This is a genomic window from Enhydrobacter aerosaccus, assembly GCF_900167455.1.
Taxonomy (GTDB): Bacteria; Pseudomonadota; Alphaproteobacteria; order Reyranellales; family Reyranellaceae; genus Reyranella; species Reyranella aerosaccus.
The window spans coordinates 32173-45035 of record NZ_FUWJ01000001.1 but is presented as its reverse complement, the minus strand read 5'-3'; the positions used below and the strand labels follow the sequence as shown (position 1 = coordinate 45035).

Genomic DNA, 12863 nt, shown 5'->3' with positions numbered 1-12863 from the left:
GGTCCTTGATCCTTCTTACGTATCTGCTGTTGAGCGGGCTGACGACGGGCTCGCTCTATGCGCTGATCGCCCTCGGCATTGTCGTCGTCAACAAATCCACGGGCGTCATCAATTTCGCCCACGGCGAGCTCTTCATGTTCTCCGGACTGCTCGCCTGGACGCTGCACGTCCAGCTTGGCGTCAGCTATCTTCCGTCGCTGGCGATCGCGGTAGTGCTTGGCTTCGCCCTGGGCGTCGCCACCAACCTGATCGCCTTTCGGCCGATCAAGAACGCAGACGTCGTCAGCCTTGTGCTGGCCACGATTGGCCTGGCCTTCGTGGTTCGGGGCGCAGCGCGGGTCATCTGGGGCGGCAAAGGCGACTATCTATCCTTCCCGCCCATCACCTCCCCGGACCCGATCTCCTTTGGTGAGATCATGGTGATTCCGCAACAGATCGCGGTCCTCGCCGGTGCCATCGTTATCATGCTTGTCTTCGCAGCATTCTTCAGGCTCACCCGTGCCGGCAAGATGATGCAAGCGGCCGCCGACAACGCCAAGGCATCGAAGCTCGTCGGGATCCGTGTCGACCGGATCTACATGCTGTCATTCGGTACCGGAGCCGCCATCGCCGCAGCGGCGGCAGTGCTTATGGCTCCCCTCACCTTGCTCTATCCCGACATGGGCTTTTCATTCTTCATCAAGGGCTTCGCGGCCGCGGTTCTGGGCGGTCTCACGAGCCTGCCCGGCGCCGTCCTGGGCGGCTTCTGCATCGGCGTCATCGAGGCGCTCGCGGGTGGCTACATCAACTCGAGCTTCATGGAAGTCTCGGCCTTTATCGTCATCATGTTCGTTCTGGTAGTGCGCCCGACCGGTTTGCTTGGGCTTAAAGGGATGCGGCGGATCTAGACATGACGCTTTTCGGTCGGCGTAACGTCCTCATGGTCCTGGCCCTGACTGCCGCCATAGCGCCCTCTTTCGTCAACGACTACTATCTCTTCGTCGCCAACACGATCCTGATCTACGTTCTGTTGTCGATCGGACTCAATATACTGCTCGGCTACACGGGACAGTTGGCCTTCGCCAACGCCGCCATGTTCGGCATTGGCGCCTATGCCACCGGCCTGCTGCAGGTTCGCGTTGGCTGGCCTTTCTGGCTGGCCTTCCCGTCCGGCGCCCTGATCGCGACAGCCGTCGGTCTTGCGATCTCGTTACCGGCTCTTCGCCTTCGAGGGCTGTATCTCGCGGTCTCCACGCTGGCCTTCGCGCAGTTCACGCAATGGGTGTTCCTGAACTGGGAATCGGTGACCTACGGCGCGGGAGGTTTCAAGACGCCGCCGATCTCCTTCGCACCGCTGCCGGTGTCGAAGCAGGCTGGCCTTTACTATCTCACCCTGATCCTGGTGGTCGTGCTCTATGTCCTGGCGCAAAATGCCGTCCGCTCTCGAATTGGGCGCGCCTTCATTGCTGTACGGGACAGCGAAATAGCCGCTCAGTCCCTGGGCGTCGATCTCTTGCGCTACAAGGCCCTCGCCTTCGGGATCAGCGGATTTTATGCCGGCGTAGCCGGCGGTCTCTATTCGGCATTGCTCAACTTCGTATCCCCCGAGGGCTACGACCTGTTCCAGATGGTCCTGCAGAAGGCAATGGTGGTCGTGGGCGGGCTCGGCTCGATCGTCGGATCGCTCCTGGGCGCGGGCGCCATCATCACGGCCCTGGAGGCCTTACGCACCGTGAAAGGGCTGCAGGAGATCGCCTTCGGTGCAATTCTTCTCGGCTTCATCCTGTTCATGCCGAACGGGATCATTGGCGCGCTGAAGGCAAAAGTCCGGGGCTGGGAAGAGCCCGTGCACAGATCACGACGCCGGAATTCCCCTCCCGGCCCTGCAGCCGTGACGACGCCACGCAGCGAGGTCCGGCCATGACCGCGCCTTTGCTGTCCGTTCGCAACGTTTCCGTGAGTTTCGGCGGCGTGAAGGTCCTTGATGGCGTCAATCTCGATGTCCAACCGGGCGAAATTCGTGGCCTTATCGGACCGAACGGTGCCGGCAAGACGACGATGCTCAATGTCATCTCGGGCATCCATGCTCCGAATATCGGGGACATTCTGCTCGACGGCGTTTCCATCGTCGGCCGCAAGCCCAATGAGATTGCGCGACTGGGCCTCGGTCGCACGTTCCAGACCTCCCAGCTGTTCCGCGGCATGACGGTGCTCGAGAACCTGATGACCGGATTGCACCACCGGACGTCGGCGGGCCTGGTGGCAGCAGCGTTCAACCTGCGAGGCTATCGGGAAGAAGAGGAAGCGGCCGAAGAGGAAGCCCGACTGGCACTCGAGTTCGTCGGCATGTCTGCCTTTGCGGATCGGCCTGGCTCTGCCCTGTCGTTCGGTCAGCAACGCGTGATCGAGATCGCGCGTACCCTGATCGGAGCGCCCAAAGTGGTACTGCTGGACGAACCCGCCGTAGGTCTCAGCCTGAACCGCCTGGCCGAGTTCGACACGCTTCTCCGGCGAATTCGCGACGAGAAAGGTGTCACGCTGATCTTGATCGAACACGTGATCCGTCTCGTCATGGATGTCTGCGACCAGGTAACGGTGCTGAGCTCAGGGCGGCAGATAGCCGAGGGCCCACCCGACGCCGTCCGCAACGACAGTCAGGTCATCGAGGCCTATCTCGGGAAAGAACTCCGTGCTCGCCATTCGGCATCTTAAAGTCTCCTACGGCATCACGCAGGTCTTGCGCGACGTGACCTTCGACGTGCCCGCTGGGAAAGTGGTCGCACTGCTGGGCGGCAATGGTTCCGGCAAGACGACAATGCTGAACACCTTGTCCGGTTTGGTGCGGCCCAGTGACGGTTCGATCGTGTTCGAAGGCCATGAATGCGCCGGACTCTCTCCAGACAGCATCGTGCGGCATGGCATTGCCCAGGTACCGCAAGGCCGCGAGGTATGGCCGAGCATGTCGGTTCAGGACAATCTCGAACTCGGTGCCGCGACGCGACGCGACTGGGCCGGCATTCGGTCGGACATGGACGAGATCTACACGATGTTTCCCAAGCTGGCTGAAGGCCGCAGGCGCCGAGCCGGCAGTCTGAGCGGTGGTGAGCAGCAGATGGTCGCGATCGCGCGGGCGCTGATGGCGCGGCCTCGCTGCCTGCTGATGGATGAACCTTCTGCCGGTCTCGCCCCCTCGATCGTGGGCGATATGGTCGATGTCATCCTCGCCCTCAACAAGCGGGGTCTCACCATTCTGCTGGTCGAGCAGAACATCGGTGTCGCTGCCGCCGTCGCGGAGCAGGCACACATCCTGCAGGGGGGCGAAATCACCTTCTCCGGTCCAGCTGCGGGCCTGGTCGACAATCCCGAGGTGCTGCGGTCCTATCTGGGGCGTTAGCGTTCCTGAGCGCTTCGCACCCACACGGCGGTATCATGGAAGGCGGCACCGCCGTTCGGCGGCACTGCGTCGGATCCGATCAGCACATTGACACCCACGCCGTCGAGAAAGGCATTGCTTGGCCAGTTGCCTTCGACGATGACGACGCCGGTCCGGGCTGTCTGCTCTATCCGGGCACGCACTCTGATCTGGCCGCGGTCATTACCGACTTGCACCAATGATCCCTCGACAATACCGAGCCTGTCGGCGTCGGCAGGATTCACCAAGGCCCGCGGCTGGCCCTCGCGGGCGACGGAACTCGACGTCTCGGTGAAGGTCGTATTCAGGAACGTTCGAGCCGGGGGCACGACCAGTCGGAACGGAAAGGCCGCAGTAGGACGTTCGAAGTTCTCGCAATGCTGCGGCAACGCCACCATGCCTGCGTGATATGGGCCGATGGCGGCCCAGTCGGGCTTGAAATGGAAACGGCCATCCGGGGTCGGAAAGCCCTTCAAGAAGTGCGATTCTTCGAACTCCTGCGCGCAATCCATCCAGCCCCGTCGTGCCAGATCCTCCCACGTTCCTTTCCCGGACGCTCGAAGTGTGGCGTCCAGTAGTTCGACCGCTGTCATCTCGAAGCTCGGGTGGTTGGCGCCCAGCCGACGGCCAAGCTGACACACGACCTCGTGATTGCTGCGGCATTCTTCATACCGATCCAGCACACGCGGACCAGCGCTCAGGTGCGTTTGTCCGAAGCCGTAGTAGATATCATCGTACTCGAGAAACATTGCCGCCGGCAGGACGATATCGGCGTATCTTGCCGTTGCGGTCATGAACTGCTCGTGTACGCACAGGAACAGGTCGCTGCGCGATAAGCCTCTCGCGACAACGCCGCTGTCCGGGGCGACATTGGCGGAGTTCGCATTCTGCATCAGCATGGCCGTGACGGGCGGCCCGCCGGCAAGAGCAGCCGGCTCACCGCACAGCACCGGACCGATGCGCGATTGATCGAGGATGCGCGTCGCCGGATTCACCCAGTCAAGTCCATGGGCAAGCGCTAGATCCAACGACCAGATGTCCCAGTTGATGAAGAAGGCTCCGCCGCCGGCATACCTCCAGGCGCCCGTGATGGCCGGCAGACAACTGACGGCGTGCATAGCGGAGGCGCCATTGCGCGAACGCGTAAAGCCAAAGCCAAGCCTGAGAAAGGACTTGGGTGTGCGGCCGTAGAGCCGCGCAAACTCGACGATCTCGTCCACGGAAAGACCGGTCAGCTGCGCCGCCCAATCGGGCGTCTTGTCAGCGAGATGCGCTTCGACATCGGCGTCGAAATCAGTGTACTGCGTGAGGTAGTCGCGATCGGCCAAGCCCTCGGCGAGCAAGACATGCATCATCGCCAACGCAAGGGCTCCGTCCGTACCCGGCCTCAAGACCAGGCCGATGTCCGCGGCCTCTACCGTCGGCGTGCGGTAGACGTCGATCACGGCGAGTTTGGCCTGGCGCTGCTTCCGGGCCTTGGCGATATGCGTCATCGCATTCACCTGCGTCGAGACCGGATTACCACCCCATACGACGATCAGGTCCGACTGAGCCATTTCACGAGGGTCCGCGCCGGTAAGCTTGCCGACACCAGCGCGCCAGCCGGACTCGGCTGGCGTCATGCAAATGGTGCTGTGTTGCCGCGAATAGCCGAACGCGTGGCGCAGACGCTCGATGCCGTAGCGCTGCACGACGCCCATCGTCCCTCCGGAGTGATAGGGCCAAACCGCCTCGGGTCCGTACTGCTCCGTTGCCTTGGCGAACGCGCCGGCGATCTCGTCCAAGGCCGCGTCCCAGGAGATCGGACGAAACTCCCCGCTTCCCTTCTCGCCAATGCGCTGCAAGGGCCGCTTGAGACGGTCAGGATGGTGCACCCGCTCGGCGTAGCGAGCGACCTTCGCGCAGACGACGCCATCCGTGTAATCATTCGCTGCGGCACCCCGTATACGTCCGATGCGACTTGAGGAGAGTCTTTCCACCTCGAGCGCGCAGCCGCTCGGGCAGTCGTGGGGACAGGCCGACTTCCAGAACTCCTTGCCCATTGCCTCGCCTCCCGGTTCTCCGCTGGAAGATCAGACGCAGAGCGTCATTTGGACATTATCCAGCGTCTGCGCTTCGCGATGACTCTGGACGAACGCGACTCGTATTTTCACAAGGATGCACGTGGTGTTCAACAATGGAAGTCTGCGGATTTCGCGCCGACACATCACACATCGGTCTGGTCAGTCCGAACAGTCCGCCCGCGCATGAGGCATTTTATGTAAAGGAAGCGAAGGCCTTCAAAGGCGCCCGCATCACGCCAACGATGGGCCCTCCCCTCGTAAGGGCGAGCTCGACAGTTCAATCCTGTCCGACAGCCACTCCCGCAACGCCAGCCAAACCGGGCTGTTGCAGATGGCAAGCTACGAAGTGATCCTTGTCCGATAGCCTCAACTCGGGGTCCTCCACGCGACAGCGATCGAAGGCATAAGGACAGCGGGTGTGGAAGCGGCAACCAGAGGGAAGATTGATCGGGCTCGGAACGTCGCCTTTGAGAACAACGCGCCGACGGTCGGTCGCAGGCTCCGGCACCGGCACCGCTGAAAGCAGCGCGCTCGTATAGGGATGCCTCGGTGCGGCGAATATTTCGCGCTTGGGTGCCATCTCAACGATACGCCCCAGATACATGACCGCGACGCGATGCGTCATGTGCTCGACCACGGCCAGATCGTGGCTGATGAAGAGAAGTGCCAATCCCAACTGCTTCTGCAGCTCTTGCAGCAAATTGACGATCTGCGCCTTCACCGAAACGTCGAGGGCGGACACCGCTTCATCGCAAATGATCAGATCCGGTTCCGCCGCCAAAGCCCGGGCGATGCCGATGCGCTGACGCTGGCCTCCCGAGAACTCGTGCGGCCACCGACCCAGGGCGTCCTGAGGCAAGCGAACCAATTCCGCCACGGCCCGGATCTTGTGCTCCAAATCCGCTTTGCTCGTGGCCAAGCCGAAATTCCGAACAGGCTCGGCGATGATGTCGCGAACCTTCATGCGCGGATTGAGACTTGAGAACGGATCCTGGAACACCACCTGCATTCGCCGCCGAAGAGGGCGGAGCACGCGCGCCGAGAGCTGATCGATGCGCTTGCCGTCCAGCACCACCTGGCCAGCCGTGATGTCAAACAATCCCAGGATCGCACGACCGACTGTCGACTTGCCACAGCCGGACTCGCCGACAAGGGAAAGCGTCTCCCCTCGGGAGACATGGAACGAGACGCCATCGACGGCGTGCACCTGGGCCTTGATCCCGCCGAGCAAGCCACCCTTGATCGGGAAATACTTCTTGAGGTCGTTGACCTCCAGTAACGGCCTGCTCATGCAGCCGCCGGTTCTGTCGCCGCATGGTGACAAGCCGCGATATGGTTCGGCGCCTTGACGTCAAGGGCAGGCATCGCCTCCCGGCAGATATCGGTTGCGTGAGGGCAGCGCCCCGCGAAGACGCAGCCCACGATTCGTTGCTTAAGGCTGGGAACGACTCCTGGAATTTCCAGTAGCTTACTTTCGGCGTCCAACAACGAGGCGCCGAGCCTCGGCACCGCTCCTAGAAGGCCCTGCGTATAAGGATGCTTGGGCGCGCGAAACAGGTCGGCAACCGGTGCTTCCTCGACCTTGCGGCCCGCATACATCACCATCACGCGCTCTGCGACCTCCGCCACGACGCCGAGATCATGCGTGATCAGAACGATCGCGGCTCCGATGCGTCGCTTCAAGTCTGTCATCAAATCGAGAATCTGCGCCTGGATGGTGACGTCGAGGGCCGTCGTAGGCTCATCGGCGATAAGCAGCTTTGGTGAACACGCCAGCGCAATAGCGATCATCACGCGCTGGCGCATTCCGCCAGAAAGTTGGTGCGGATACTCGGACATTCGCCGGCGCGACTCTGGAATGCCCACGAGATCCAGTAGCTCGATGGCGCGACGTTCCGCAGTCCTGCGATCGACCTTCTCGTGCAAGCGCAACGTTTCCCGCAGCTGGAAGCCAATGGTGAGCACCGGATTGAGGCTCGTCATCGGCTCCTGGAAGATCATCGAGAGCTCTTTGCCACGGATCGCTTTCATTTCCCTTTCGGTCAGGGCTAGCAGGTCTCTGCCCTGGAACAGGATGCGACCCGCGATCTTTCCCGGCGGCTCCGGAACCAGGCGCAGCAACGACATCGCGGTGACCGACTTACCGCAGCCAGATTCGCCTACCACAGCGAGGGTCTCCCCCGCCTTGACGGTGAACGAAACGCCATCCACGGCTCGATTGATACCGTCGGGGGTACGAAAATGCGTTTGCAGGTCCACCACCTCCAGCAACGGCAAGCTATCGGGCATGGGAGTCACGCCGCTTTCGTCATCCGCGGGTCAAGGGCATCGCGCAATCCATCGCCGAGCAGATTGACCGCCAGCACCGTCATCGAGAGAAAGATCGCTGGAAAAAGCACGATGTAGAACTTGACCTGCCAGAGCGCCCGCCCCTCGGCCATGATGTTTCCCCACGACGGAATGAAAGGCGGAGTGCCTGCTCCGATGAACGACAGGATCGCTTCGGTAATCATGGCGCTGGCGCAGACGTACGTGGCCTGGACGATAATGGAAGCGAGCGCGTTCGGCAGGATGTGCTTGAGCACGATCACGGGAGTGCGTGTGCCACAGGTGATCGCCGCATCGACATAAGCTTGCTCGCGCAGGGACAGCACCACCCCGCGCACCAGTCGAGACACCCGCGGCGTTTCCGCGATTGTAATCGCAATGATGACGTTGCCCACGGAGCCACGCGTCAGGGCCATCAGCGCTACCGCAAGCAGGATGGAGGGAATCGACATGATGCCATCCATCACCCGCATCACGACCGCATCCATCGCACGGAAGAATCCCGAGAACAGACCGATGGCGAGGCCCCCGATGGACGATAAGGCCGCGACCGAAAAGCCTACGATCAGTGAAACTCGCGCACCGTAGAGCACACGCGAATAAAGATCGCGCCCAAGCATGTCGGTCCCGAACCAGTGCAATGCCGACGGTTCCCGCGTCCGAAGACGCGCGGCAATAGCGGTCGGATCCACGGTCCCCAGTATGGGCGCGAAGAGCGCCACGAATATCATCACGCCAAGCAAACCGCCGCCTACGGCGATCGCCGGATATCGGCGCAGAAATCCGATCGCGCCTGTGGGGCGCCTGACATCCGGGAGGATATCTGGAAGCGGAGTGGCAATCGCCAACCCATTCGTTGGCCCGAGGCGAGGAGCGTTCAATATCTGATCCTCGGGTCAACGACTGTGTAGAGAAGGTCAACGGCGAGGTTCACGAGCACGTACACAAGTGAGAACAGCAGCACGAGGCTCTGAATGACGGGATAGTCACGCCGGAGAATGGCATCGACGGTCAATCGTCCCAACCCTGGGATAGCGAACACACTTTCGGTCACCACCGCTCCGCCGATCAGCAGAGCAACACCGATGCCAATCACGGTGACGACTGGAACCGCAGCGTTCTTCAGGGCATGCAGGAAGAGGGTAGCAATCTGCCCCACCCCCTTCGCGCGCGCGGTTCGAATGTAATCCTGGCGAAGCACTTCGAGCACGGCAGTGCGCGTCGTGCGGGCGATCAGGGCAATGTAGACACAGCCGAGTGTGGCGGCCGGAAGCAACAGCCCCTCGAGCCAGTGGCCTATGCCCTGAGCGATGGGCGAATAGCCCTGCACGGGCAACCAGTCGAGTTCGAGGGCAAAGACGTAGGCAAGGACATAGCCGACGACAAAGACCGGCACCGAGAATCCGAAAACGGCGAAGGTCATGATAATTCTGTCTAGCCAGGCCCCCGCTTTCCAGGCAGCGAGAATGCCCAGCGGTATCGAGGTGATGACGGCAAACAGCAGCGTTATGACCATCAGCGACAGCGTTGGCTCGATACGTTGGGCAATCAGCGTCGACACCGGCTGCCCGGTGAATATCGATGTCCCCAGGTCGAAATGCACGATCTGCCAGATCCACTCGGCGAAGCGGACGAAGAACGGACGGTCCAAGCCCAGGCCCTGCCTGATCTTCTCGACATCTTCTGGCGTAGCCTGGTCACCGGCGATAACAACCGCTGGATCGCCCGGTGACAAATAAAGCAACAAAAAGACAAACATCGCCACCACGGCCATGACAGGAATGATGGCTAGGACGCGTCGGGCGATGTAAGCGACCAAGATCTCCTCCTACCGGTGTTGACCGAGGCGCTGACGGTGACGATGGCTTGCTCGGGACGGCATGGTCAGGAGCCCTTTGCCGGCATGGTGCATGCCTGGTCCGTCACGACCCGAGTGCCGATTCCTCTCCCGCACTCCTAGGCACGCTTCACATTGTAGAAGAGAGGAAATCCCTTCAGAACGCCCTGCAAACTCGTCCTGTAGGCCGTCGGCTGGTAGAACACTCCCAACGGGATGTAGGGCAGATCCTGGAATGCCTGAACCTGCATCTGTTTGCAGATCTCGACCCTGGCGCTTTCGTCGCCAGCGTCCAGCCATCCAGAACGCAGCTGTTCAAGCGTCGGGCTCGTCGGCCAGCCAAATGTGCCGCTGCGGCCCAGCCCGCGAAGATAGGTGTGCGCTGCCGGGTTCACGGCGCTGATACCTGTTGAATAGTTGCACCAGATATTCCATCCGCCCTTATCGACGGGCTGCTGCGACGCCACCCGCTGAAGCACCGTTCCCCAATCCAGCGCCTGATAGTCGAGATTGATTCCAGCCCGCCGCATCATGTCACCGGCGACTTCGCTCATGGCGTTGAGGGCAGGAAAGTCAGTCGGTACGGGAAAGACGATACGCTCCCCTGAGTAACCTGCAGCCCGGAGCGCCTGCTTCACGCGATCGACATCAGGACGCGACGGCAAAGCATCCAGTCGCGCATCGTTCGCCATCGAGGAGCCAGGCGCAAAGAACCCGACGCCATCCTTCCAGTAGGCACGATCCTCTCCTGCCACCGCGATCATGTACTCGTCCTGCTTGATGGCCCCGAGCAGGGCTTGTCGCATCTCCGGCCGGTCGAATGGAGGCAACAGGTGATTGAAGCGGATCATCGCTACCGCACCAAACCTGTCGAGCACCTCTACCTTGAGGTTCCGGTTGGACTTCAAGCGCGGGATCAGATCGGAAATCGGTTGCTCCCACCAATCGACCTCGCCTGTCTGGAGCGCGGCAGCGGCAGTCGCAGCGTCGGGAATGGTGCGCCATTCGACGCGATCGAAGTTCGCGATCTTCGGCCCCGCCAGGAAGCTGGTTTCTCCGGAAGATCTGGGGACATAGTCCGTAAACTTCGCGTAAACATTCAGCGATCCTGGAACGCGTTCGCTCGCGACGAAGCGAAAAGGCCCGCTGCCGACCATCTCGTTCACACGCTGCATCGGATCGGTTTGCGCCAGACGCTCCGGCATGACGACGCAGATATTGGTTCCTGCCTTACCAAGGACATCCGGCAATAGCGGGAACGGGCGTTTGAGGCGGAACTGGATCTCGTTGTCGGAGACGGCGGAGAGGTCATCCACGACCGCCATCAAGGAAAGCCCGTAGGAATCGCGCACGCCCCAGCGCTTGATGGAGGCGACGCAATCTCGCGCCAGCACTTTTTGTCCGTCGTGGAACTTCAACCCCTCCCGCAAAGTGAGTCGCCACAGCAGTCCGTCGTTCTCCACGACATGCCCCTGCACCATCTGTGGCTGGGCCCGTTGCTGCTCGTCCACCCCGTAGAGCGTATCAAAGACCAGCAATGCATGATGACGAATGACCAGGCCCGTTGATTGAACCGGGTCCAGCAGCGCCAGATCCGCCTGCGGGACAAATCGCAGGGTCTTGGAGGATTGGGCGGAAGCGAGATTTGGAGCAGCCAGGGTGGCCGCTGCCATGGAAGCGACCTGACTCATCAACCTTCGGCGTGAAAGCATTCGGTCCCCCTAATCTCGAGTTTCTGCAATTGGCGGGCGATGGTGCTGCCACGGTCGCGCTTCCTCAAAAGCGGCAGAGGCCTGCAGCACCCCGAGATCATCGAAGCGTCGGCCGACAATCTGCAACCCGACGGGCAACCCCGAAGAATTGAAGCCGCAGGGAATGCTCGCGGCGGGATTGCCAGAGAAATTGAACGGATAGGAGAACTCGGCCCACATCAGCCAATCCCAAGGATGCTGTGGCCAGGTCGGTGGCTGGAGCAGATGCGCCGGAAAGGCCGCCGTGCTGACGGCAGGGGTGATAAGCAGATCCCAATTCTCGAAGAATCGATGGATCTCTTCCACATAGGCCAGCTTGCGAGCACGCATGACATGGAATTCCACGCCAGTGATGCTTTGTCCTTCATCGAGCATTGCGACGAGGCCTGGATCCATCTTCTCGCGCCATTCAGGGAGATAGAGCGCACCCCGCGCCAGATACCCTGCTTTCCAGAAAAAGCGAGCAAGTTCCGGGCCGAGCGTTCCCCAGCTGGGCGTGACGACCTCAACAACGGCGCCCAGCTCCTCAAAGGTGAGCACCGCGCGATCGACGAGGTCTTTGACATCGAGGTCGACGCGGGCATGACCAAGGTCAGCGCTGAAGGCAATCCGCTTTCCTTTGAGACTTGCCTTGAGGCGCTCCACATAAGGCTCTGGCGGCGATTCGCAGCTCGTATGATCCCAAGCATGAGGACCCGCCATGGCCTCGAGCATCAAGGCGCTATCGGCGACAGTTCGCGTGAGGGTCCCCATGTGGGTGGCGTAGTCGTTGTTCGGGACAGGCCAATAGGGAATCCGGCCATATGTGGGCTTGAGGCCATAAACACCGGAAAAATGTGCCGGCATCCGGACAGAGCCGCCGCCATCGGATCCCAGATGAAGCGGCCCAAAACCAACAGCCGCTGCCACGGCAGCGCCCGCAGACGATGCGCCGGCATTGTATCCGCGCTTCCAAGGATTGTGCGTAATGCCGGTGAGCGGGCTTTTACTCACTCCCTTCCAGCCGAACTCCGGCACGCTCGTCTTGCCGATGACGGCGCCACCGGCCCGATAGAGCCGCGAGATGCAGGGAGCGTCCGTGTCCGGTATCCATTCTGCACTTGCCCACGATCCTTGCGCCGTCTTGAGACCAGCGGTGGGGTGCATATCCTTGAGAGTTACCGGAATGCCTTCGAGTAATCTTGGAGTCCGCGCGCCCCTATAGGCCTGTTCTGCCTTCGTTGCCGCCTCGAGAGCCAGTTCAGGAGTGACCATCGTCATCGCATTCAATAACGGGTCGATGGCCTCCACGCGCTGAAGGAGCGATCTGACAACCTCAACGGGAGAAACCTCGCCTTTCGCATAGAGGTCTTTCAGTGAGGTCGCGCTCAGAAATGCCAGTTCAGCGTGATTCATCGATATCGTCTCTTCGGGGATGCGAATGCCAGAGAATGGATTGAGGCTTGGGACTCCAGCCTGTAGAGGTCATTCAGTGACAGCAATTCCAATACGGT

The 12863-nt window shown here is 61.3% G+C and carries 11 protein-coding genes; 4 read left to right on the top strand and 7 right to left on the bottom strand.

Annotation, left to right across the window (positions count from 1 at the left end; translation table 11 throughout):
• Nucleotides 1–5: 5 nt before the first annotated feature.
• The 4 genes from B5D62_RS00215 to B5D62_RS00200 are packed head-to-tail and all read left to right on the top strand — an operon-like array spanning nt 6 to nt 3373.
• Complete coding sequence (locus B5D62_RS00215) at nt 6–887, top strand: branched-chain amino acid ABC transporter permease (RefSeq protein WP_085931817.1); 882 nt, start codon at nt 6–8, stop codon at nt 885–887.
• Nucleotides 888–889: 2 nt separating this feature from the next.
• Entirely contained in the window at nt 890–1903 is a 1014-nt protein-coding gene (locus B5D62_RS00210) for a branched-chain amino acid ABC transporter permease (RefSeq protein WP_085931815.1), read from the top strand.
• Nucleotides 1900–2691, top strand: a complete 792-nt coding sequence (locus tag B5D62_RS00205) for an ABC transporter ATP-binding protein (RefSeq protein ID WP_085931813.1) — start codon at nt 1900–1902, stop codon at nt 2689–2691. The genes B5D62_RS00210 and B5D62_RS00205 overlap by 4 nt, the downstream gene beginning before the upstream one ends.
• Entirely contained in the window at nt 2669–3373 is a 705-nt protein-coding gene (locus tag B5D62_RS00200; RefSeq protein ID WP_085931812.1) for an ABC transporter ATP-binding protein, read from the top strand. The genes B5D62_RS00205 and B5D62_RS00200 overlap by 23 nt, the downstream gene beginning before the upstream one ends.
• Here the strand turns inward: B5D62_RS00200 and B5D62_RS00195 are convergent.
• The 7 genes from B5D62_RS00195 to B5D62_RS00165 form a co-directional block, all read right to left on the bottom strand.
• Nucleotides 3370–5433 (bottom strand): molybdopterin-containing oxidoreductase family protein, encoded by a 2064-nt coding sequence (locus B5D62_RS00195; protein ID WP_085931810.1) that lies wholly within the window; start codon nt 5431–5433, stop codon nt 3370–3372. The two genes, B5D62_RS00200 and B5D62_RS00195, sit on opposite strands and share 4 nt — an antisense overlap.
• Before the next feature lie 298 nt (nt 5434–5731).
• Nucleotides 5732–6745 carry an ABC transporter ATP-binding protein gene (locus B5D62_RS00190; RefSeq protein ID WP_085931809.1) on the bottom strand — a complete coding sequence of 338 codons (1014 nt, stop codon included), beginning with the start codon at nt 6743–6745 and terminating at the stop codon, nt 5732–5734.
• A complete protein-coding gene (locus tag B5D62_RS00185; RefSeq protein WP_085933443.1) occupies nt 6742–7731 on the bottom strand; it encodes an ABC transporter ATP-binding protein in 990 nt (329 codons plus the stop codon). Before B5D62_RS00185 ends, B5D62_RS00190 begins: the two co-directional genes overlap by 4 nt.
• Before the next feature lie 17 nt (nt 7732–7748).
• Nucleotides 7749–8663 carry an ABC transporter permease gene (locus tag B5D62_RS00180; RefSeq protein WP_231714679.1) on the bottom strand — a complete coding sequence of 305 codons (915 nt, stop codon included), beginning with the start codon at nt 8661–8663 and terminating at the stop codon, nt 7749–7751.
• A complete protein-coding gene (locus B5D62_RS00175) occupies nt 8660–9601 on the bottom strand; it encodes an ABC transporter permease (protein ID WP_085931806.1) in 942 nt (313 codons plus the stop codon). The genes B5D62_RS00180 and B5D62_RS00175 overlap by 4 nt, the downstream gene beginning before the upstream one ends.
• A gap of 137 nt (nt 9602–9738) precedes the next feature.
• Entirely contained in the window at nt 9739–11331 is a 1593-nt protein-coding gene (locus tag B5D62_RS00170) for an ABC transporter substrate-binding protein (RefSeq protein ID WP_085931805.1), read from the bottom strand.
• Between the two features lie 9 nt (nt 11332–11340).
• On the bottom strand, nt 11341–12765 hold the full coding sequence (locus B5D62_RS00165) for an amidase family protein (protein ID WP_085931804.1): 1425 nt from the start codon (nt 12763–12765) through the stop codon (nt 11341–11343).
• Nucleotides 12766–12863: the final 98 nt, after the last annotated feature.